Annotated in this window: 20 protein-coding genes; 4 read left to right on the forward strand and 16 right to left on the reverse strand. The window is 62.4% G+C overall.

Annotation, left to right across the window (positions count from 1 at the left end):
* Positions 1-15 precede the first annotated feature (15 nt).
* From EYW47_RS33085 to EYW47_RS33095, 3 genes are all read left to right on the forward strand, one after another.
* A complete protein-coding gene (locus EYW47_RS33085; protein WP_133199028.1) occupies positions 16-1,284 on the forward strand; it encodes a Rieske 2Fe-2S domain-containing protein in 1,269 nt (422 codons plus the stop codon).
* A gap of 12 nt (positions 1,285-1,296) precedes the next feature.
* On the forward strand, positions 1,297-2,121 hold the full coding sequence (locus tag EYW47_RS33090; RefSeq protein WP_133199029.1) for an SDR family NAD(P)-dependent oxidoreductase: 825 nt from the start codon (positions 1,297-1,299) through the stop codon (positions 2,119-2,121).
* A 266-nt stretch (positions 2,122-2,387) separates the two neighbouring features.
* Complete coding sequence (locus tag EYW47_RS33095) at positions 2,388-2,987, forward strand: MarR family winged helix-turn-helix transcriptional regulator (protein WP_133199030.1); 600 nt, start codon at positions 2,388-2,390, stop codon at positions 2,985-2,987.
* A 70-nt stretch (positions 2,988-3,057) separates the two neighbouring features.
* Here EYW47_RS33095 and EYW47_RS33100 read toward each other — a convergent pair whose 3' ends face one another.
* The 6 genes from EYW47_RS33100 to EYW47_RS33125 form a co-directional block, all read right to left on the reverse strand.
* Positions 3,058-4,041, reverse strand: a complete 984-nt coding sequence (locus EYW47_RS33100; RefSeq protein WP_133199031.1) for an NAD-dependent epimerase/dehydratase family protein — start codon at positions 4,039-4,041, stop codon at positions 3,058-3,060.
* 59 nt (positions 4,042-4,100) lie between these two features.
* Entirely contained in the window at positions 4,101-4,904 is an 804-nt protein-coding gene (locus tag EYW47_RS33105) for an ABC transporter ATP-binding protein (RefSeq protein ID WP_338117856.1), read from the reverse strand.
* Entirely contained in the window at positions 4,894-5,640 is a 747-nt protein-coding gene (locus tag EYW47_RS33110; RefSeq protein ID WP_133199032.1) for an ABC transporter ATP-binding protein, read from the reverse strand. The genes EYW47_RS33105 and EYW47_RS33110 overlap by 11 nt, the downstream gene beginning before the upstream one ends.
* Positions 5,637-6,575, reverse strand: a complete 939-nt coding sequence (locus tag EYW47_RS33115) for a branched-chain amino acid ABC transporter permease (RefSeq protein ID WP_240764020.1) — start codon at positions 6,573-6,575, stop codon at positions 5,637-5,639. Before EYW47_RS33115 ends, EYW47_RS33110 begins: the two co-directional genes overlap by 4 nt.
* Positions 6,576-6,705: 130 nt before the next feature.
* Positions 6,706-7,569, reverse strand: coding sequence for a branched-chain amino acid ABC transporter permease (locus EYW47_RS33120; protein WP_133199033.1), 864 nt, complete (start codon positions 7,567-7,569; stop codon positions 6,706-6,708).
* A gap of 44 nt (positions 7,570-7,613) precedes the next feature.
* Complete coding sequence (locus EYW47_RS33125; RefSeq protein WP_240764021.1) at positions 7,614-8,795, reverse strand: ABC transporter substrate-binding protein; 1,182 nt, start codon at positions 8,793-8,795, stop codon at positions 7,614-7,616.
* A gap of 175 nt (positions 8,796-8,970) precedes the next feature.
* Here EYW47_RS33125 and EYW47_RS33130 point away from each other — a divergent pair, with 175 nt between their 5' ends.
* On the forward strand, positions 8,971-9,642 hold the full coding sequence (locus EYW47_RS33130; RefSeq protein WP_133199034.1) for a GntR family transcriptional regulator: 672 nt from the start codon (positions 8,971-8,973) through the stop codon (positions 9,640-9,642).
* Between the two features lie 21 nt (positions 9,643-9,663).
* On the opposite strand, the gene EYW47_RS33135 is transcribed toward EYW47_RS33130, so the two are convergent.
* The 10 genes from EYW47_RS33135 to EYW47_RS33180 form a co-directional block, all read right to left on the reverse strand.
* On the reverse strand, positions 9,664-10,617 hold the full coding sequence (locus EYW47_RS33135; RefSeq protein WP_133199035.1) for a PDR/VanB family oxidoreductase: 954 nt from the start codon (positions 10,615-10,617) through the stop codon (positions 9,664-9,666).
* Between the two features lie 124 nt (positions 10,618-10,741).
* The gene (locus EYW47_RS33140) at positions 10,742-11,941 is read right to left on the reverse strand and encodes an FAD-dependent monooxygenase (protein ID WP_133199036.1); all 1,200 of its coding nucleotides are present in this window, start codon (positions 11,939-11,941) and stop codon (positions 10,742-10,744) included.
* Positions 11,938-12,390, reverse strand: a complete 453-nt coding sequence (locus EYW47_RS33145) for a PaaI family thioesterase (protein WP_133199037.1) — start codon at positions 12,388-12,390, stop codon at positions 11,938-11,940. The genes EYW47_RS33140 and EYW47_RS33145 overlap by 4 nt, the downstream gene beginning before the upstream one ends.
* A complete protein-coding gene (locus EYW47_RS33150; RefSeq protein ID WP_165976743.1) occupies positions 12,377-14,476 on the reverse strand; it encodes a 3-hydroxyacyl-CoA dehydrogenase NAD-binding domain-containing protein in 2,100 nt (699 codons plus the stop codon). Before EYW47_RS33150 ends, EYW47_RS33145 begins: the two co-directional genes overlap by 14 nt.
* A 56-nt stretch (positions 14,477-14,532) precedes the next feature.
* The gene (locus tag EYW47_RS33155) at positions 14,533-15,744 is read right to left on the reverse strand and encodes an acetyl-CoA C-acetyltransferase (RefSeq protein WP_133199039.1); all 1,212 of its coding nucleotides are present in this window, start codon (positions 15,742-15,744) and stop codon (positions 14,533-14,535) included.
* A 220-nt stretch (positions 15,745-15,964) separates the two neighbouring features.
* Positions 15,965-17,530 (reverse strand): class I adenylate-forming enzyme family protein, encoded by a 1,566-nt coding sequence (locus tag EYW47_RS33160; protein WP_133199040.1) that lies wholly within the window; start codon positions 17,528-17,530, stop codon positions 15,965-15,967.
* A gap of 12 nt (positions 17,531-17,542) precedes the next feature.
* On the reverse strand, positions 17,543-18,646 hold the full coding sequence (locus EYW47_RS33165) for an alcohol dehydrogenase catalytic domain-containing protein (RefSeq protein ID WP_240764023.1): 1,104 nt from the start codon (positions 18,644-18,646) through the stop codon (positions 17,543-17,545).
* The gene (locus EYW47_RS33170; RefSeq protein ID WP_133199042.1) at positions 18,646-20,067 is read right to left on the reverse strand and encodes an aldehyde dehydrogenase family protein; all 1,422 of its coding nucleotides are present in this window, start codon (positions 20,065-20,067) and stop codon (positions 18,646-18,648) included. Before EYW47_RS33170 ends, EYW47_RS33165 begins: the two co-directional genes overlap by 1 nt.
* Before the next feature lie 10 nt (positions 20,068-20,077).
* Entirely contained in the window at positions 20,078-21,295 is a 1,218-nt protein-coding gene (locus EYW47_RS33175) for a cytochrome P450 family protein (RefSeq protein WP_133199043.1), read from the reverse strand.
* Between the two features lie 163 nt (positions 21,296-21,458).
* On the reverse strand, positions 21,459-22,115 hold the full coding sequence (locus EYW47_RS33180) for a TetR/AcrR family transcriptional regulator (protein ID WP_133199044.1): 657 nt from the start codon (positions 22,113-22,115) through the stop codon (positions 21,459-21,461).
* Positions 22,116-22,258: the final 143 nt, after the last annotated feature.

Below are 22,258 nucleotides of genomic sequence, written 5' to 3' on the forward strand. Positions count from 1 at the left end.
AACAGGAGTTCAGCGATGTTGAGCCAAAAAGACAACGAAATGATTTGCCGCGTCGGCGCGGGTACGCCCGGCGGCGCACTGATGCGACGTTTCTGGCACCCCGTGTGCACGTCCGCGCAATTGCCTCACCCCGACTGCGCGCCGTTGCGGGTTCGCCTGCTCGGCGAGAATTATGTTGCGTTCCGGGATTCCGCCGGGAGCGTCGGCTTCCTCGAGGAGCTGTGCATGCACCGCGGCGCATCGCTCGCGCTCGGGCGCGTCGAGGAAGGCGGCATTCGCTGTCTCTATCACGGCTGGAAGTTCAGCGTGTCGGGCGACGTGATGGAAACGCCGAACCATGCGGATCCCAGGTACGCCGCGCGGCTGAAGGCGCCGTCGTTTCCCGTGCGCGAGGCAGGCGGCATCGTGTGGGCCTATGTCGGGCCGAAGGAGCTGCTGCCGGCGTTTTCGCGTTACGCGTTCATGGACGTGGAACCGAGCCACCGTGTCGTGCTGCGCGTCAACGTCGCGTGCAACTACCTGCAATTGGTCGAAGGCGGCGAGGACAGCTCGCACGTTGGCGTGCTGCACACCAACATGGCGCGGCCCGGTTGGAAGGAGAATGAGTTCACGCCGAATCCCGACGTGGTCAACCCCGCCGCGCTTGCTTCCAACGATCTGGAGCCCGCGCTGAAAATCGAGGACACCCCCTTTGGCTTCCAGTACGTCGCACTGCGAAAGACTGCCGACTCGCAAGTCCGCAACGCGCGCGTGGTCCCGTTCATCGTGCCATACGGCCGCGTTATTCCGGCCCCGGCGTTTCTGTTCACGGTCCTCGAGGTGCCCGAGGACGATACGCACACGAGCACTTACATCGTCGTCCACGGCGACGCGCCGGTGACCGAAGCCAAGATCATCGAGTTGCTCGGCCTGAACGACCCTGAGTACTACGACCGCAAGAATTGCACGTTCACGGCCAGCTGGGCGGATTCGTTCGGCCAGAACCGCGAGCTGATGAAGGAGAACTGGAGTGGACTGCGCGGCGTCGAGGTGGAAGACGCGACGATCGGCCTGTCCCAGGGGCCCCTCTACGATCGATCACGCGAACACCTGGTGCCGGCGGACCAGGCCGTCGTGCGCGTGCGCCGCGTGCTGCTGGAGTCGATCAAGCGCGTCATGGAAAACCAGCAGCCACCCGCGCTCGGCCTCGATCTGCGCGGTGTGAGCGCCTGCGACCGGCAACTCGACGAGGGCGCAGCCTGGCAAGACCTGCTGCCTTCGCATCGCCAGACAGTCGCAGCCTGAGGAGGACACGCGATGACCCGCAACTCCCGAATCGACGTTCCGGATTATCTTTCGCTATTGCGCCTCGAGCGCCGCGGCTTCGTGGTGCTCGGCGCCGGCCAGGGTATCGGCGAACAGACGGTTCATGCACTCGCACAGGCCGGCGCTCGCATCCTCTGCGTCGATCGTGACGAGGCGCGCGCCAACGACGTCGCCCAATCTGTGGGCGGCATTGCGTGCGTGGCCGATGCAACGTCGCGCGACGACATGTTGCGCGTGTTCGACACCGCGCGAAAACACTTCGGCCGTATCCATGGCGTCGTCGACATCATCGGCGTTGCGGGCATCAAGCCCCTGGCCGCCGTCGACGACGCGTCGTGGGACCAGCAGTTCGACATCGTCGTACGCCATGCCTACCTCGCGATCCAGATCGGCGGCGAAATGATGAAGGCCGATGGCGGCGGCACTTTCGCGTTCGTCGGTTCGCTCGCCGGCGATCGCGCGGTGCAAAACGAGGTTGCCTACGCAGCGTCGAAGGCGGCGCTACATCACCTCGTGCGCTGCGCGGGTGCCGAGTATGCGCCCTACAACGTGCGCATCAACGCGGTATCTCCGGGCTTTGTCCGTACGCCACGACTGAATCAGCGTCTGGACGAAGCGACATGGACCAGAGTCGGCAACGCGATTCCAGTCGGGCGGGCTGCCACGCCGGCGGAAATCGCGGGCCACCTGCTGTTCCTCGCCTCCGATCTGAGTGCGCATATGGCTGGCGAAATCGTCACCGTCGATGGCGGCCTCAGCGTCCTCGCCGCGATTCCCGAAGTCACCTTCGCTCCTTCGGCAGCCCCAACTCCGTGAGATCGATGACGTCTTCGCGCCCGCTCAACGTCAGGTAGCCCACACGCCCGGCGCTGCGGTGCGGGCGGCCCGCGTGCTGCTTTCGCACCGCGGAATTTACGTACAATAAAGGGTCGAAGGCCGTATCGGCGGATGGGCCGCTACAATCGGCCGAATCCGCCAGAAACTGCAAGGAAACGATCGAGATGAGCCCTGCCGCCACCAAGCAAGCTGCGCGCGCCCGAACCGGCGAGAAGTCACTGGCAGCTCAAACGGAATCCACCAGGATGCCGATGCGTCCCGGCAGCAGCCTCATCGAATTCATCACATTGCAATGGCAGCGCGAACGCAGCGACCTCGATCTTTCGAACTTCCTGCTTGCAATCTACTTCATGCGCCTGGGCACACTCGTCGATCAGGCCTTCGACAAAATGTGCCAGCGCCTCGGAGGGATCAGCGGGTCCGACATGCGCGTGCTGCTCGCGTTGCGCCGCAGCGGCCACCCGTACGCAAAGCGCCCAACCGACCTGTATCGCGCACTGCTCGTGACCTCGGGCGCGATCACCAAGAAGATCGACCGCCTCGCCGGTCTCGGGATGGTGGAGCGACAGCCCGATCCGAGCCACGGCGGCGGGTTCATCGTGCATCTGACCAGGAAGGGCCTCGACCTCGTCGAGAAGGCAATCGTCATGCTCGCCGAGGAATCGTCGATCGCACCCGCGATGGCACACTTTTCCGAAGAAGAGCGCGCCGCCGGCAACGCGTTTTGCTTGCGCGCGCTGGCGTTGATGGAAGAGCTGGTGCTCCCTGGACTCGAAGAGCCCGAGCATTCCTCGCCGAAAGTACGAACCCGAGCGACGCGGCACGCGCCCCGCGGCCGCAAATAGTCGAACCGCGAGGACTAGCCCTGGGGCTGTGCCGCGTCGTACTCACCATGCCTCGCTCCGATGTTGCATTTCACGCCTCGTGAGTCCGAAGCCAGTTCGCATACTCTGCGATTGCGCGCTCCAACGAATATCTCGGTGCATAGCCGAGTTCAGCGCCAATACGCGAAATGTCCATGTAGAAGTTACCCATGCCAATCTCGCGGCCGACGGCGGGCGTCGAAGCCGGCTGCGTGGAGCGAAGCTGGACCTGGAAGCCGGGAATCGCCTTTTCCACCGCGCGCGCGATCTCGCCATAGGTTGTTGCGCGCCCGCTGCCGAGGTTGTAGATGTGATGCTTCAATTGCGGTGCGCGCACGACGAGGCTCATCCCGTGCGCAATGTCCTTCACGTACGACTGATCGTAGCCGTCGCTCTCGAAAGGCACGCCGCCCTTCGAGAAGTCTGGCGCGGTGCCTGAGAGGCCTGCCTTGATCAATCGACTGGGCAGGTTGAGGAAAGTGCGATAGAGCGGGCCGAACATGCCGCTGCATCGCACGGTCACGATGTCCACGCCCTCCTGGCGGCGATAAAGATTGGCGATCACTTCGAGCGTTTTCTTCGCCCATGACTGCACGATGTAGTTGTCGCCGTCCTCCTGCAGCGGCACCGGCATGTCCTCTTTCAACGGCATGGATTCGGCGCCCAGCCCCCAATACGCATCCGATGAACTGGTGAGCACCACCCGCCTGACGCCATTGAGCTTTGCGGCCTCGAGCAGGTTCAGCTGCGCGGTGACGCGCGCCCTCACCTCGGCCGAGGGCGCCAGCAGTTTCGGCGCATAGCCGGACGTGTCGACGATGGCGTCCGGCTTGTGCGTGGCGACCACCTTCATCACCGCATACGGATCCGTCACGTCCAGATACTCGACGAACGCCTGGCCCCGCTCGATCGCTTCGGCCAGAAGCCGCGGCGCCTGGCGCCGCAGCCCGGTGACGACCACCGTTTCTCCGTGGTCGATGAGATCGCGGGCCGTGTGCTGCCCCAACATACCTGTGCCGCCGAAGACAATGATCATGGGTAGGACTCGATGTGAAAGGTTGCATCACCACTGCATGCCTGGCGATGCCAGAAAGATCATGCGTGAACGCCAAGCAAGCGGTCGATCAGCGCCGGGTTGTGCAGCAGTTCGGCGCTCGCGCCGCTGTGTACGACGCTGCCGTGATCGATCACCGCGCAGCGTTCCGAATGGGCCAGCGCGAGATCGTATTTCTGCTCGACCATCACGATCGTCATGCCGGTTTCGATCCGCATGCGGTCAATCGCGTCGAGCATCTCTTGCACGATCAGCGGAGCCAGTCCTTCGACCGGCTCGTCGAGCAGCAGCAGCGATGGGTTGGTCATCAGCGCGCGGCCTAGCGCGAGCATTTGCTGCTCACCGCCGGAGAGCTGGCTCGCATAGTGGCGCCGGCGCTCCTTGAGCCGCGGAAACAGCGCATACACGCGTGCCATGTCCCATGGTCCCATTCGACGTGCGACGCTCAGGTTCTCCTCGACGCTCAGCGACCGGAAAACCTCCCGCTCCTGTGGCACCCAGGCGATGCCCGCGCGATTGCGCCGATGAGCAGGCAAGCCGTCGACGCGCTTGCCGTCGAACCCGATCTCTCCGGCATGGTGCGTCGTGAGCCCGATGATGGTTTCGATCAGCGTGGTCTTGCCGACGCCGTTGCGCCCGATGACGACCAGGGTTTCGCCGCGCCGCACCGACAAATCGATATCGTGGAGCACGCGAGCCGATCCATAACCCGCGCACAAGCCGCGCAGTTCGAGGAGCGTGTCGGCCGTCGAGGCCACAGGCTCGCGCCGCCCGACGACCGGCGCGCTCGCGCCGCTGGCGCCCGCCGGCACGGCAAGCGCGATCTCGTTCAGTCTAGTTTCCAAGGTACGCCTTCCTTACACGCTCGTTTGCGCGCACTTCGTCGGGCGTGCCCTGAGCGATCACGTCGCCGCCCGCGAACACCGAGACGCGATCGGCATAGCGAAACACCAGATGCATGTCGTGCTCGATGAAGAGGATCGTCGTCTCGCCCGCCAGGCTCGAGAGCTGATCGAACAACGCGACGCCTTGCGCGGTGGACAACCCGGCCGCCGGCTCGTCGAGCAACAGCACGCGCGGCCGCATCGCGAACGCGAGCACCACCTCGAGCAAGCGTTGCTCGCCATACGACAACGTCTGCGTCGGGGCGAGCGCCGCGTCCAGCAAGCCGAACCGGTCGAGCAGCGCCGACGCTTCATCGATCTGCTTCGTCATCCGGCTCACCGAGCGCCACGACGGACGCGCCTGCCCCTCGCGCTGGCACAGCGCGAGCACTACGGACTCCAGCGGATTGAGCGTCGGGAACAAGGTGTTGATCTGAAAGGTGCGCACGAGACCATGGCGCACACGCTGCTGAGGCGTGGCCGCAGTCACGTCGCGGCCGTCGAGCAGGAGTTGCCCACCGGTTGGCTTGAGCAAGCCCGTCATGAGATTGACAAAGGTGCTCTTGCCTGCGCCGTTCGGGCCGATGACCGCATGACGCTCGCCGCGACGCATCGAAAAATTCAGGTGTTCGAAGATCTTCAAGCCGCCGAACGACATTTTCAGATCGCGCGTCTGCAGCACGATGTCGTGATTCATGCGCGAGCCCCCCACCATTGCGCAAAACGCCCGGCGAGCGTGGGCAGAATGCCCTTGCGAAACATCGCCACGATCAGCACGAGCAGCAGGCCGATCCAGAAGTACCAGTAGATCGGATTGAACGCTGCCAGCTGATCGCGCAGCAAAATGAATACGGCCGCACCGATGAAGCCCCCATACAGAACCGCGGCGCCACCAATCACGAGCATCACGAGGACATCTGCCGAGCGCGTGAACGCCAGCACTTCGGGCGACACGAACTGGCTGGTCTGTGTGAGCAATGCGCCCGCTATCCCGGCCAGCATTGCCGACATCCCGAACACGACGGTGACGTCGCGTTCGATCGGCGTACCCAGCATGACCATGCGTCGCGAGTTCTCGCGCGCGCCCAGCAACGACAACCCGAATGGCGATTTGACGAGCGCGCGCACACCCAGAAAACACAGCAGCACAACGAAGAATGTATACAGGTACGCGGTGCGCCCCACCATGTCGAACCGGAACACGCCGAACACGGGGGCGATATCGATGCCTTGCAAGCCGTCGTCGCCGCCAGTGAGGCTCGTCGAGCGCTCGACGAAGTCGAACAGGATCATGTTCAGGCCCAGTGTGACCATCAGCAGGCCGACGCCATGCAGCTTGCGCACGATATGGCCGGTCGCGAGTCCGACGAGGCCAGCCGTTGCGCCAGCAACGATTAGACCGCTGATCGGCTCGGTCCAGCCGTACTTGCCGAGAAAGCCCGCGGTGTAGGCGCCGATCCCGAAGAAAGCCGCCTGGCCAAGCGAGGCGATGCCGCGGTAGCCGAGCAGCAAATCGAGCGAAAGCGCGAACAGGCCCCAGACCAGAATCTGCGTCAGCAGCACGAGATTACTTTCAGGGACGAAAAACAGCGCAATCCAGGCCAGCCAGAACGCCCATTCCCAGCGGCTCACGCGGGCCCGTGAATGGAAGTATCGAACGGCGGCGCGATGAGCCGCGCCGATGCTCGCCGCGCTGCCCCGATCGCGCTGGAGATCCCTTCGGGTAAGCATCGAACGAAGTGAACGAAAGAGTCGCGTCATATCAAGCCTTCTTGCCGAGCAGGCCCTGCGGCCGCCCCATCAGGACGAGCACGGTCAGGACATAGATGAGCGCACCGCCAGCTTCGGGCAGGTAGTACTTGCCGAAGACGTCGGCCACGCCGATGAGCACCGCCGCAAACAGGGTGCCGAAGATACTGCCCATACCGCCAACCGACACGACGATCAGCACGTAGACCAGGTAGCGCAACGGGAAGTTGGGATCGAGACTCAGCAGATTCGCGGACAGCGCGCCGCCGAGGCCGGCCAGCCCACCACCGAGCGCAAACGTCAATGCGAACACGGTGCCGGTGTTCATGCCGCAAGCGGACGCGGCGCGGCGGCTGTCGACGCACGCTCGCACCATCGCGCCGAACCTCGTGCGCTCGATCCCGAGAACCATCGTCACGGCAATCAGCACGCCCGACGCGAGCAGAAAGATGCGGTAGCGCTCGAGGCCGACACCGAGCAGCTGTGCCTGGCCGCTGAGCCAGGGCGGCACCGTGACCGGCCGGAACGACGGTCCCCAGATGAACGCCACCGAGGAGATCGACATGAAGACGAGACCGAGCGTCAACAGCACCTGAGTCAAATCGCCGGCGTCGTAGAAGTGGCGCAGCACCAGTCGTTCGAGCGCGACCGAGAACACGCCGACGGCGACGAACGCGAGCGGCAGACTCGCGAGGAACGGCATGCCCAGCCCATCCATCGCGCTGACCATTACATAGCCGCCGAGCATCGAGAGGCTGACCTGTGCAAGATTCACGAACTGCATCAGCCCCATCGTGACGGACAGGCCGACGGAGATGATGAACAGCAGCACGCCATAGGACAGCCCATTGAACAGCAGCGTCGCGAGAGTCGTCATGACCGTTCCCGAAGATGAAAATGTCGTTGATCGTTCACGACCGCTCACCTGGCCGGTACGTCATTGAAGGTCTCGATCTCGACGTTCTGCAGCACGCCGTCGCGCTTCTGGACGCGGCGGATGTAGACGTTCTGGACGATATCGCCGGTGCGCTTGTCGATGACGATCGGTCCGCGCGGACTTTCAATCGAGCGGCCCTTCACGAAGGCCATGAATTTGTCGGCGTCGAAGGGGGCATTGCCCTGTGCGGCGAGCCCTTCGTAAATGAGCCGCATCGCATCCCACACCGCCACACCCGAGGCAGTGACGCGCGGCGTCTTGCCGAACCGGCTCGCGTAGTCCGTCACGAACTGCTTGTCGAGCGCGGAGTCGTGCGCGGTGGAATACACCCCTGCCGTCACGATGCCGAGCGCCGCGTCGCCTGCGGCATCGACCACGCTTTCGTCGCTCATGTCCCCTGTGCCGATCAGCTTGATGTTGCTGTTCTTGAGGCCCGAGTCGGCGTAGGCCTTGAGGAACTGAGGCACCAACTCGCCGACCGGGAAGAAAGCGAACACCGCATCGGGTTTCGCGTCCTTGATGCGCTGCATGTAGCTCGAGAATTCCGGGCTGCGCAACGGCACCCGCACCGTGCCGGCGATCTTTCCGCCGAGCGCCGTGAATGTCTGGTTGAACGTGGCCTCGGTGTCGTGGCCCGGCCCGAAGTCCGCGACCACGACGAATGCGCTTTTCACGCCGTTCTGGTACGCCCATTGTGCGATGGGCCGCACGGACTGTGGAATCGAATAGAAAGTGCGCACGTAGTACGGCGAGCGCTCGACAATGCCCTGCGTCGCGGCACCCGTGATGAACGTCGGAACCTTCGCTTCCGTGACGAGTGGCGCCGCCACAAGAACGTTCGGCGTGAAGTCAGGACCGATCAGCATGTCGACCTTGTCGCGCACGATGAGCTCCTGTGCGACGCGCTTGACCACTTCCGGGTTAGGGCCGGTGGTGTCGCGCTTCACGAGCTCGATCTGCCTGCCGCCGACTGTGGTGCCGTTCTCCTGTTGAAAGAGCTTGATGACGTTGTCGGCCACCTGCCCCGTCATGCCGGACGCGCCGGAGTAGGTCAGCAGCAGGCCAATCTTGATCGGCTGTTGCGCCTGTGCCGCGGCCATCACGCCGAGACTTAGCGCGGTCGTGCCCATCAGCGCGGTGAGTGTGCGAAGAAAGCTGCGACGCATGGAGATCTCCGTTGCAATGTCAGGAAATGAAGCCGCTCACGGCAGCCGTCGAATGCCTCACACTTTATTGAATTCAAATTTGGATTCCATCGGTGATACTCCCAGGATTGAATTCAATCCTGTATGACGATCGACTATACTGACGAAAAACCAGCAGCGAGCAAGGAGGCGTCTCATGTCAGAACCGGTCCAGAAGGCCAAGGCGATGGAGCGGGCACTGCAGCATTTGCGCGGGAAGGTCATGTCGGGCGCACTCATGCCCGGCGAACAGATCCGCCAGCAAGAGATGGCCGAGGAGCTTGGGGTCAGCCGGGTTCCGCTGCGCGAGGCGCTGAACCTGCTTGCCGATCAAGGCTTGCTGGTGCACCGTCCCAACTCGGGCTACTTCGTTGCGAAGCGCGCGCCGGACGAACTGGCGCAGATCATGCGCATTCTTCAGTTGCTGGAAAACGAGCTACTGGCGTCGGTGCAGTGGCCCGACGACGTGTACATCGCGCAATTGCAGGCGCTCAATGACCAGATGCGCGCGATCGCCGCTTCGGCGGACTGGACGCCGCTGGTCCGCCTGAACCGCGAGTTCCACTTGTCGATCTATGCGCTGTCGCCGTACAAGATCATCCTCGAGGAGGTCAAGCGTCTGTGGACGATGGCCGACAGCTTCATCGCAACCACGATGTCCGACACGGGCGCACGGCTGCAAACCGTGAAAGAACACGATCAATTGATTGCGAGCCTGGCCGCGCGCGATCGCACGTCGATTTTTGCGGCAATGGACACACACCGCGCCAGCACGGCCAGGGATCTGTCGCCGGGAATATTGATGCTTCAGACACTCGCCTCGAATTGAAGAAGCGCTTGCGTCTCAAGATCAAAGATCCAGCACCAGCACCCTGCTCAGCGCCCTGGAGCAGCACGGCAGAAACTGGTCATTACGCGCCTTCTCTTCATCTGTGAGATACATGTCCCGGTGCTCGGGCGTTCCGGACAGCACCTGTGTCAAACAAGTCCCGCAAACGCCTTGCGAGCACGACACCGGAATATCGATGCCATTGTCGAGCAGCACATCTGCCACGCTGCGGTCTTCGGGCACCGTCAGTCGAATCGACTTGCTTGCAATTTCGATCTCAAAGGCGGTGTTGACTTGTTCACCCGGGTTCTCCGGTGCTGCGAAGAACTCAAAATGAACGTTGCCGTCCGGCCATCCGAGACGTTTCGCCGAAGCCGTGACGAACTCGATGAACCCTGCGGGCCCGCAGACGTAGAGATGTGTTTCTTGCGCCGGCGCAGCCAGAACCTCGGCCATATCGATGGCGTCGCCCCGTTCGTCGAAGTAAAACCTGACGTTCCTCGCGAATGGACTCCCCAAAAGGTGCTCACGGAATGCCGTGCGCGATTGCGCGCGCGCGCAATAGTGCAGCTCGAAGGCGGATCCGGACGCGTGCAGTGTCTGCGCCATCGAAAGAAGTGGCGTGATGCCGATGCCACCCCCGATCAGGATCGAACGGTGCGCAGCCACTAGCGGGAAATGATTCTTCGGCATGCTGATCGACAGGACGTCGCCCACTTGCACCGTTTCATGAACGGCAAGTGAACCCCCACGCGAATTCGGCTCACGCAATACGGCAATCACGTACCGCCCGCTATCGTGCGGCGCATTGCAAAGCGAATACGGGCGTACCAATCCATTGGGCAAATGAATGTCGACATGTGCGCCTGCGGCGAACGCCGGGAGCGGCGCGTCGCCTGCCGCATGCAACTCAAGACTGACGATGCCGTCGGCCTCGACGATCTTTTTCTCTACACGTACATCAATCGTACTCATCGCAACCTCAAACATGTGCTCGGGACGGCACGTCCGGCAACCCGGCCGGGAAGCTGGGCCGACCACGCGCCTTGCATCATAAAAAGCGGACTGTCGCCGATGCCCGCCGTCCCGCCTGAAAGACCTAACGTGTTGTTGCGTCGTAGCCGAAGATCCACTCGGCGCGATGCGTCGTCGATTCCGGCGTGCGCAGGCCTTGCAGCATGAAGCCGAAGTTCCGCTTCATCCGGGCCCACGGTGAACGCAAATGCATGGTGGCGCCCCGCGCGCGGGCACCCAGTTGCACGCGGCTCGTGCGCGGAATTCGCTGGCGCTCGTACGCCACCAACGCCGCTTCAATACCCGCTCCGGCGTGCACAGAACCGATTGTGCCGGCGAGCTCGTAACCGTCCTCGATCGCCATCGCCGCACCCTGCGCGAGGAACGGCAGCATCGGATGCGCAGCGTCCCCGAGGAGCGTGACTCGCCCCTGCGACCAGCGACCCAGCGGATCGCGGTCGTATAACGCCCACTTGAAACAGCCCTCCGCCTTGCTGAACGTCGTCAGAAGCTCCTGATTCCAGCCAGCGTACGTTTTGAGGATTTCATCGACCGAACTCGGCGTGGACCACGATTCTTCGGTCCACTGATCGGTTTCATAGACCGCAACGAAGTTCACCATGGCGCCACCCTTGACGTAGTAGTGCACCACATGGCCCTTCGGTCCCAACCAGTTCGAGGATGCAAGCTCCACATGGCCCTTCGGCAGCGCATCGACGGGCACCATGCCCCGCCAGCAAATGTTCCCGGTAAAACGGGGCTTTTCGTCGCCGAGAATGCTCCGCCGAATGGCGGAATGAATGCCGTCGGCACCGATGATCACATCGGCCTCGATCGTTTCGCCGCTTTCGAGCTTCAGGCTTGCGGCGTGCTGGTCCTGCTCTATCCCGGCGACGCGTTGGCCCAGCCGCAAGTCCGCATCGCCAAGCCGTTCAGTCAGCGCGTGGTGCAAGTCGGCGCGATGCACGTGATAGTAGCCAGCGCCATAGAGGCGCTCATACGTTCCCTTGATGGGCGTTCGGTAAAGCACGCGCCCGCTTCTCCAGTCTCGCCCCGTAAATGCCAGCGGTTCGCAAGCCAGATCGCGAATCAACGGCTCGACGCCGATCGCCCGTAGCACCTTGACCGCGTTAGGGCTCATCTGGACTCCGGCACCGACCTCGCCGAGTTGGGGCGCCTGCTCAACGACGACAACCTCGCACCCGCGCTGGCGCAGGGCTATCGCGGCCGTCAAGCCGCCGATGCCCGCGCCGGCGATCGCAACCTTGGTTGAACGCAAACTCATGCTGCCCTCTCCTTGCCTTGCCTCTCGCGAGGCATTGCGAACGTGGCGCTCGCCTTCGCGGCGATCTTCCCACTGTTATTCACTGACGAGACCATCACGGAAACGAACGCGAGGCTAGCCCCAATGCGATCGATCTTCACGGTCGCAATCGCGTCTTCGTCCCGAATGGCGCCGAGAAAGTTCACGTGGAAATCGACGGTCGCGACCGGGCAAAATTCACCGAGGTGACTGGCAATGGCGAGCACCATCACGGTATCCGCCAATGCACAAATGGCTTGCCCCGAGATCACGCCATCAGGACGAGCGACGTGCGCGGAAACAGGCATCCGAACCACGATTGAGTCTTCGTCCACCGTCTCGACACGCAGCTTCAAGGACTGCACGAGCGGTGGAAAGACCCGGTCGGCGATTGACTGAAGCTCTGCGCTGGATAGCTTAGCCATGGGCATTCCCGGTCCGGTCACAAAAGCGCAGGCCCTTTTCAGCCATTTCCCTCAGGCTCTGGGGAGGCCTGAATCGGTCGCCATAGCGCACTGCCAATTCGTCACACTGACGAACGAACTCCGCAGTGCCAACGCCGTCGACGTGAGACAAAACTCCGCCGCGGCTCGACGGGAACGACCACCCCAGGACGGACGCGACATCGGCGTCGGCCGGATCTTCGAAGATGCCCTCGTCCATCGCCCGGATGCTTTCCAGCGCCTGAATGTGAAGCAGCCGGTTTTCGATGTCCGTTTCGCCAGGCAACGACGACGTAGCGGGGAATTCTTTCGCGAGACCTGCCCAGGCCGTCTTGTCGCCATTGGGCGCGTAGTCGTAAATGCCCGCATTCACCTTGCGGCCGCGACGCTCGAGGTGCGAAGACAACCGATCGAGGACGTGAAGCGCACGAACGAACGGCTCCTGCTTTTTGCTTTCGCCTGCAAGGCTGCCGATGATGTCGAGCAGGAGGTCCAAAGACGTCTGATCCGCCATTGCCAGAGGGCCGATGGGCATACCCGCATTGATCGCTACGTTATCGACGACCTGCGGCGGCACCCCTTCTGCGAGCAGCAGCAGCGCCTCTCGTGTGTATGCGCCAACGACGCGACTGGTATAAAAACCGCGGCCGTCGCGCACCACGATCGGTGTCTTCCCAAGGATCTTGCAAAGGTCCAAAGCCTTCGCGACAGCCGCGTCGGAAGTCGGCTCGCCGCGCACGATTTCCAGCAGCGGCATGCGGTCGACCGGTGCAAAGAAGTGCATCCCGACGAAGTTCCCGGGAACAGGACTGAGATTCGCGAGCGTCGTAATCGGCAGCGTCGATGTGTTCGACGCGAACAGCACGCCCGGCGCGGCTGCCATGGCGCGTCGCGTGACGTCCGCCTTGACGTCTTCGCGCTCCACGACTGCCTCGATAATGGCGTCTACGCCGGCGAGCCGTCCGAAGTCAGCAGCGGACTCGATCCGTGCGAGGATAGACACCATGTCCTTTTCTGTAACGTGCCCGCGTTCCAGCGCCTTTGCGAGGTTCTTCCTGATTGCCGCAAGACCCGCGTCGGCGCGTTCCTGTGTGGCATCGATGAGGACAACTTCGAGCCCGGCGCGCGCTGCAGTATGCGCGATGCCGCCCCCCATGAGTCCCGCGCCAATCACGCCCACGCGTTTCGGCTTGAACGATGGGATGCCCGCCGGGCGCGCCTTCAATCGCCGCGCGGAATTCACGCCGTAGAACAACGTGTTGATCTTGTTCCTTGCGACATTCGACGAAGCAACGCCCGCGAAAAGGCGCGCTTCGATCTTCAGACCCGCGTCGATCCCTCGCTCGACGCCGTGATGCAGCGCCTGCAGGATCGCACCAGCCGCGGGGTCGTCAGGCGACGTCTTGCGGCGAAGCTTGGGCCAGGCACCCATGAAGAACAGGCGGCCCTTCATCGATTGCGGATCGTTGCCCGGCACGGCATATCCGTCACGATCCCACGGCTGCGTTGCATTGGGGGCCGCAAGCAGCCATGCCTTTGCGGCGCCCAGAAGGTCGGCGGCGGGGACCACTTCGTCGATGATGCCGAGCGCGGCGGCGTCGCGAACCTTTAAGAGCTTGCCTTCAAGCATGAGCGGAGCCGCCTGCGCGATACCGATGAGACGCGCAAGTCGCTGCGTTCCACCCGCGCCAGGCATCAGGCCAAGCGTGACTTCGGGCAGACCGATACGGGTCGCTTCGTTATCGGCGGCAATGCGGTGATGGCAGGCCAGCGCGACCTCGAGACCGCCGCCAATGGCCGAGCCGTTGATCGCTGCAACGACCGGCTTTGCGCACGTCTCCAGCCGGCGCAGGCAAGCACCAATGGCCTTGACCAGTTCCAGCGCGGCATCCGGCGTTCGAGCGGCCCGCAACTCGTCCAGGTCGCCGCCGGAAATAAAGTCCTTCTTTGCGGACGCCACGATGACGCCCTTTACGTTGTCGTCATTGATGACGGCGTCGACTGCATCAACGAAAGCCGCGATCGCGGCGCGATTCTTGACGTTGACCGGCAAGCCCGCGACGTCCCACGTCAAGGTCGCAATGCCAGTGTTCGGGTCCAGTGAAACTTCAATCATGTTTGCGCCCTCGATCAGATTCTTTCGATTACCGTTGCGACCGCCATGCCGAGGCCCGTGCACATGGTGGCGACGCCAATGCGCGCATCGCGACGCTCCAGTTCGTCGACCAGCGTGCCGACGAGCATGCCGCCCGTGGCGCCAATCGGATGACCCAGCGCGATGGCGCCGCCATTCACGTTGACCTTCTCCGGGGCGACGCCCGTGTGTTTGTTGAAGTAAAGGACGACCGAAGCGAATGCCTCGTTGACCTCGAATAGATCGACGTCCTGAAAGTCCAGCCCGCATCGCGCCAGCGCGCGTCGGCTGGCTTCTACAGGGCCGGTCAGCATGATGCAGGGCTCAATGCCGACCTGTGCGATCGCTCGAATCCTGGCTCGCGGCCGGATACCCATGGATTGCGCGCAGGCCAGGTTGCCGATTACGACCGCCGAGGCACCGTCCGCGATACCCGAAGAATTGCCTGCATGATGAACGTGGAGCAGGCGGTCGAGTTGCGGATAGCGGCGGCGGATGGTGATGTCGTAGCCTGCATCGGCTGCGCGCTCAAAGGACGGCTTGAGCTTAGACAGACTTTCGATGGACGTTTCCCGGCGGATGAGCTCGTCGTGATCGAGCATCAGCGTTCCGTTGCTATCGTGAACCGGTACGATCGAGCGGCTGAATGCCCCGTCCGAAACGGCCTTCGCCGCGCGCTGGTGCGATTGTGCCGCCCATGCATCGACGTCTTCGCGACTAAAGCCCTCGAGAGTAGCGATCAGATCGGCCGACACGCCTTGCGGCGTGGCCCATGACCTGTCGTTGAAGAATGTATCGCTCACTGTGGGGCCGCCCGTTGCGAGCATCGGGACGAGCGACATCATTTCAATGCCGCCTGCCACGAATAGATCGCCTTGTCCCGCCATGACCTTGGAGGCAGCAATATTCAATGCTTCGAGACCGGAGCCGCAGAATCGTGCGACGGTACTGCCCGCGACCGAATCGTCGTAGCCGGCGTACAGTGCCGCCGACCGCGCGAGATTCGCGCCCTGATCGTTTACGGCCTCCGCGCAACCGAAAATCACATCCTCAACTTTCTTGCTGTCGAAGCCCGGGTTGCGTGCCGGAATGGCTTTCAGTAATTCACTGGCAAGCTCGACGGGTGACAGCGTGTGAAGCCCCCCGTCTTTCTTGCCACGTCCGCGTGGTGAGCGCACTGCGTCGAAAATATAAGCGTCGTGTGTCATGAGAGTAAAAGTCTCCCCCGTGCCCTGCATGGCAGGCACGTATTCAGCGTTGAAGGTGTAAGAGCAGCCGTGGCGTTCGCCACCTGTCTATGGTGTGGCGGCGCCGGCGACGAAGCGTCTGGTCTAACTGCCGGTTTTCATGGCGAGGGCACTCCCTGCGCCTTGCAGCACAGCAAGGCACAGCAGATTAAAATCGGTGAGTGGTACCGCAGTGGCGCCGCTACTTCGCTAGCGCCTCCTCCCTTAGCTGAGCCTTGCGGATTTTTCCCGCGCCGCTCAGGGGGAGCCCCGCCTCGCGAATCTCATAACTGCGAGGCCGCTTGTATCCCGCGATACGCGTCCGGCAGTGTTCATCGAGCTCCGCCTCTGTGAGCGCTGTGCCGGGACGCCTGACCACGACCGCGTGGATGCGCTCTCCCCATTTGGGATCCGGGAGACCAATGACCGCACACGCTGCCACACAGGGATGACTCGAAAGCGCACTCTCGACTTCGACGGAATAGACGTTTTCTCCGCCAGTGACGATCATGTCCTTGATTCGATCGACGATCGTCACAAAGCCATCGCCATCGATCGAACCAACGTCGCCGGTATAGAGCCATCCATTGCGAAGTACCGCTTCTGTCGCGGTGGCATTTCGCCAATACCCTTGCATCATTTGCGGACCACGCACGACGATTTCACCGGGCTCACCGTCTTTGAGTGGCAATCCGTCCGCGCCCCTGACCTCCACCTCCGTCATCGGCAATGCCTGGCCCGCGCTGCGGAGCTTGCCGGCAAGCGGGCCGTCCAGCACGTGGCGTTCGGGCGGCAGCGTCGAGCAGGCACCGCAAAGCTCCGTCATGCCATAGAACTGCCTGAATCGCGCTTTCGGCATGGCCTGCATCAGCCGCTGCAAAAGCGGCGCTGCGATCGACGATCCACCATAGGCGACGGTTCGAATATTCATCAACACCGAGGTCTGGTCGACGCTGAGCTGATCCAGCATGGTCGCGAGCATCGTCGGCACGAGATTGACTTCGGTAACGCCCACTTCCGCGATTCGCTCGATGGCCAGAGCCGGCCCAAAACGCGGCAAGAACGCGTGCGCACCGGCGGCGACCGTCAATGCCAGACCAATGCCGAAGTCGGCGAGATGGAACATCGGTGTCGCATGCAGATAGACGCTATCGGCCTGAAACTGAAGCGCGCTGGCCATCACCAGTGCCTGCACAGCGAATGACTTATGCGAAAGCATGACCCCCTTCGGCCGGCCTGTCGTTCCTCCGGTATAGAAGATCGCGGCGGTCGACTCATCGCTGTTCAGAGGCAGCATTCTCGCCGGTTCAATCTGGCGTAACGTCGCAAGCGCTACGACCGGGACGGACGAAATGGCTTCTGTCGTCGCCTCGGCCGCCTCCAGCGAAATCAACATTCGGAGGCTTGCTACGGACTTTGCAATGTCGAGCGCAATGTCTGCATGGTCCCCATCGAACGCGAGACAACTCACTTGCGCATCGTTAAGGATATCTACGATTTCGGACGCTGCAAGACGATGGTTGATCGGCACCAGCACGGCACCCGCTGCCCAGATCGCATACTGCGCCTCCAGAAATTCGGGCCGATTGAGCGAGAGCAGCGCTATACGATCGCCGGGATGGACGTCAAACGCTGGCAAAGCACCCGCTACCCGATGCACCCGTCCGGCGAATGCCTTCCAGGACAGTGCGCCGGGGCCGGCAATCGCGAGACCGTCGGGGTTGATTTGAGCCGCCCTCGTCACTGAGGACGTCAGACACAGATTCATCGTCTCACCTTGCTAGATACTCAATACGGTACGAATGCCCACGCCGTTGCGCATATCCTCAAACGCTTCGTTGATCTCTTCCAACGGGCGCTCCCTCGTAACGAGGCTTTTCAGGTCGAGGCCATGCGTGCAGCACAGGTCGAGATATCGGGTCATGTCGCGTTGCGGGTGGCAGTTCCCTAGAAAGGATCCCTTAATACTGAGCTGCTTGAGCACAACGTCCAGGGCCGGCACGGCGATGGCCGTTCCACCCTTCGCCACACCGATCAGGACGATTTGCCCGCCTCTCTTGACCAGCTTCGCGGCCATCTCCATGGTCGTAGCCGCGCAAACACCGTCGAAGACGTAGTCGAAGCCCTCGCCTCCCACAGAGGCCAATGCATCGGTTATCAAGGTTTCGCCGGCGCTGTCGAATGCGGCAGTGACACCCATCGTCACGCCCTTGTCACGCCGCGCCCCGTGCGGATCGATGCCGACGAGCGTCTTCACACCCGCGAGTACCAATCCCTGGACCGTGGAGAGACCAATCCCGCCCAATCCAATAACAGCCGCCGTTTTCCCGGGACTCACCTGCGCAATGTTGAACACCGAACCCAGTCCCGTCTGCACCGCGCACCCAACTACAGCGGCTTCACTCAGTGGGACGCCGTCCGGCACCAGCACGACACCCGCCCGCTCGACCAACGCATACTCGGCAAACGCGCCCAGGCGCAATCCCTGGGTGATACTTGCGCCGTTGCGCGTTAATCGCGAGGCACCGGGCGTGGCCGAGGTTGCGGGACTCTGCGCGGCCTGGCACAGCACGGGTTGATCGCGCAGGCAGAATTCGCACCGGCCGCAGGGCGGTCTCATCGACAGTACAACGCGATCGCCAATCTTCAAGTCGTCCACGCCGGACCCGAGGGCTTCTACGGTCCCAGCGGCTTCGTGTCCGAGAATGGCTGGCAACGGATACGGCATGGCTCCATCGACGATGCCCAGGTCCGAGTGGCAGACTCCACAATGACGAATCCGGACAAGGACCTCGCCCTCGCGAGGATCGTCGATTTGCACATCGTCGACGATCCTGAGCGGGCTGCCCGGTGACTCGAGCAAGGCGGCACGCATTGTCCGCATCACGCCACCTCCATGTTTACATTGAGAACCTTGCGAATGCTGAAGTCGTCGCAGCCCCATTCGCCCAGTTCATATCCAAAGCCGCTGGCCTTCATTCCGCCGAAAGGCAGTTCCGGGTCGGGCGGTACGGCATGCTGGTTCACGTAAAGGTTGACCGCCTCCAGCCGCGCCGCCGCTTCAGCAGCGGCGGTGACGTCGCTGGACCAGACTGAACCCCCAAGGCCAAACTCCGAAGCGTTGGCCCGTTCGATGGCTTCGTCGACGGTGTCGAATGGCAGAACAGGCAGCGCCGGTCCGAATTGCTCCTCCTTCACGAGGCGGCTCGCGTCGCTGACGCCCGATACAATCGCAGGCTTCAGGAAGTAGCCCGCGTAACCATCGAGCGAGTCCCCGCCAGCATGAATCGTCCCGCCATGCGCGAGGGCGTCATCGAGCAGCGCACGAACGTGATCGCGCTGGGCTGCATTGTTCAGCGGCCCCATCTGGGTTTCGGGATGAAGCCCGGGCCCAACGCGCCAATTGCTGGCAATCTCGGTCAGCTTCTCGACCATCGGATCGAAGATGCTGCGATGAACGTACAGCCGCTTGATGGCGCAGCAAAGCTGCCCGGCATTCGTGAACGCATTTGCGAAGATCCGCGGGGCGATCGCAGCGACATCCGCATCGTGGCAGACGATCCCAGCGTCATTGCCTCCAAGTTCCAGCGTCAAACGCTTTAGCATGGGTGCGGCGCTGGTCATCACACGGATCCCGGTAGGCGTCGAACCTGTAAAGGATACCTTACGGATACCGGCGTGCTCAACCAAGGCCTGGCCAATTTCGCCACCGCCAGTGACCGTATTGACGACGCCGCCGGGCAGGATGTCGGCAAGCTGTGCGCAAAGCTTCAATGTCGTCAGCGGAGTTGAGGGGGCGGGTTTGATCACCACCGTATTCCCGGCCCAAAGCGCCGGGGCGAGCTTCATCATCAGGATCGTGATGGGGTAGTTCCACGGCACGATCAATCCGACCGTGCCAATGGGTGCGCGCACCACATCGACATACCCGGAAGCGCGGCGACGCAACGTTTCCTTGTCCTCGTCCTTCTGCGCGTAGTACCTGATCAGCCGCACCGCGATAGCGATTTCCCCCCTGGCCGCGGCCAATGGCTTGCCTTGCTCCAGACTGAGAATGTTCGCCAGTTCTTCGCTGCAGCTTTCGATTCTGTTCGCGCATTGCGCCAGCATCGCTTTGCGTGCCGGCAGGTCCGTGGCCCACGTGCCACGTGCTGCGGCGTTGGCTGCGGCAACGGCATCATCAAGGGCATCGACAGTCGAGATCGGTGCCTGCGCCACAACGTCAAGCGTGGCGGGATTTTTCACGTCGTAGAAGTCACGCGCGCTCGCGCTCAGGCCGCCGACGAGGTTGAAGTACGCTTGCATCGCCACTCCTTTATTGCGTGTCGGGAAGCGACGTTGGGCCACCGAGGCTAACGGGCATCGACTGCGCGCCGCGAATCACCGTGCTCACCCAGGGAATATCTTCGGGCTCGCATGCAAGCGTGAGTTGCGGGAATGCCTTCACGAGACGTCCGACCGCTGTCTGCGTTTCCATACGCGCGAGGTGGGAGCCAAGACAGAAGTGCGGGCCGAAGCCGAACGCGACGTGCTGCTTGATCGAGCGGGTGATATCAAAGCGATCCGGATCCTCGAATCGTGCGGGATCGCGATTCAACGCAGCGATAAGGACCTGGACGAAGCTCCCGCGCGGGATCGTCGTGCCGCCAATCGTGACATCGTCGATGGTGACGCGGAACGTCGTTCGATGGACGGAGCCGTCATAGCGCAGTGTCTCCTCGACGGCCTGCTTCACAAGCGCCGCGTCCGCACGCAGCAACGCCATTTGGTCCGGGTTGCGCAGGAGATGGAGCAGCGTGTTGCCGATCAGTCCGACGGTCGTCTCGTGACCCGCGATGAGCAGCAGGTACGCCATGCTTCGGAGTTCGTCGTCGCTCAGCGCATCCTTTTCGTTGCGCGCGGCGATCATGGCCGAAAGCAGGTCCGGTTGCTCGTCGGGCGCCGCACCCGGTGGGATGCTCGCCCGCTTGCTCTCGATCAGGGCAGCAAGGTAGTCCTGGAGCAGAGTTATGCCCCGCTCCTGTTCACTGTGACCCGGCGTCATGGCCCATGCCGCCCACTGCCGAAAATCATTCCGACGCTCCTCGGGCACGCCCAGCATCGTGCAGATGACCGTGATGCCGACCGGATACGCGAAATCGGTAATCAGGTCAGCGGCGTCACGGCCGCGCATCGCGTCGATCAGTTCGTCGACCCGACTTTCGATCATCGCGCGAAGCACTTCGAGCCGGCGTGGTGAAAACGCGAGATTCACGAGCGAGCGCAAACGGGTATGTTCTGGCGCGTCCGTATTAAGCAGATTGCCCGCTTTCGCACCAGAAATTGGGAATCCTGAACTTGGTCCGCTCTTTCCGGTCTTCGCGAGAGCAAGCTGCATGTGCTGCGCGCCCTTCGCGATACGGGGATCATTCAATGCGGCCAGGCCCTCGGCCCAGTGCGTGACCAGGTAGACTTCCGCGCCAACGGCATTGCGCGCACGTACGACAGGCCCTCTGGCCACGAGCTCTTTATAAACTGGCTGTGGGTCGAGCATGCGCTCGCAGTGGGGAAGATCGAATACCTGATCAGCACTACTATTTATTTGAATCACGATTGCTGCCTCCAAAAATGTCTTTCTGTACCGCACGCAAGCGCAGCGTACAGGCGAACTCCGCCCTGCCTGGGCGGCATCTCCCTATTTTTTGTAAACCTGGGCTTTAAGTCGAGGGGTGTTCCTGCCAACGGATGGCGCCGACAACCATCTTCGTCAAGGTGTCGGTGAGCACTTCGTCGCTCACTTCCCGTCCAAGCATTTCGAGATCGCCGTTGGCCACAACCCAGTTGTAACAGGTGAACTCGATCATCGAACACAAGCTGGAGCCGGCGATCTCGGGGTCGACACCGGTGCAATAGCCAAGCCGCTGCGCGAGGCGAATACGCGTACTGCTGACACGAATGCCTTCTGCGCGAATCTCACGCCAGATCGATGCGAACGAGTCGTTCACCATCGACGCCTGGAAAACGGCGACGGCAACTACCCCATGTTGACGATAAACCTGCCAGAAAGAGAGCAGCATCTCGCGAAGATTCTCGAACGGATCTTCGTCGATGCCGCCAGGAGGGCGGATATTGTCACGCAGAGCGATCCGAAACTCGTCCGCGAGTGCGAGCAGCAGCTCTTCCTTGTTCTTGAAGTACTGGTAAAAAGAGCCGATGGCCTTGCCAGCCTCCTCGGCGATGTCGCCGATCTTGGCATTCACGAATCCGTCGCGCGCAAACACCCGCCGCGCTGCGTCCTTGATGGCCGCCTCCGTCTTGCTGCGCTTTGCGCCTGCCCGCGGCCGGGCGACCTGTTCGACTTCCATCATCTCCATCCCGCTCGATCCTTCATGGACACACTATAGCAACCGAAGCACAAAATTGAAACTGAATTCATATTCTTTTGTGCTGCTGCAGGGTATTCCCTGGATACGGGGTAGTTCATGGAGACGCAGGATCGGATTCCAGCAAATCGCAA

The organism is Paraburkholderia silviterrae (genome assembly GCF_004353915.1).
In the GTDB taxonomy this organism is placed as follows: Bacteria; Pseudomonadota; Gammaproteobacteria; order Burkholderiales; family Burkholderiaceae; genus Paraburkholderia; species Paraburkholderia silviterrae.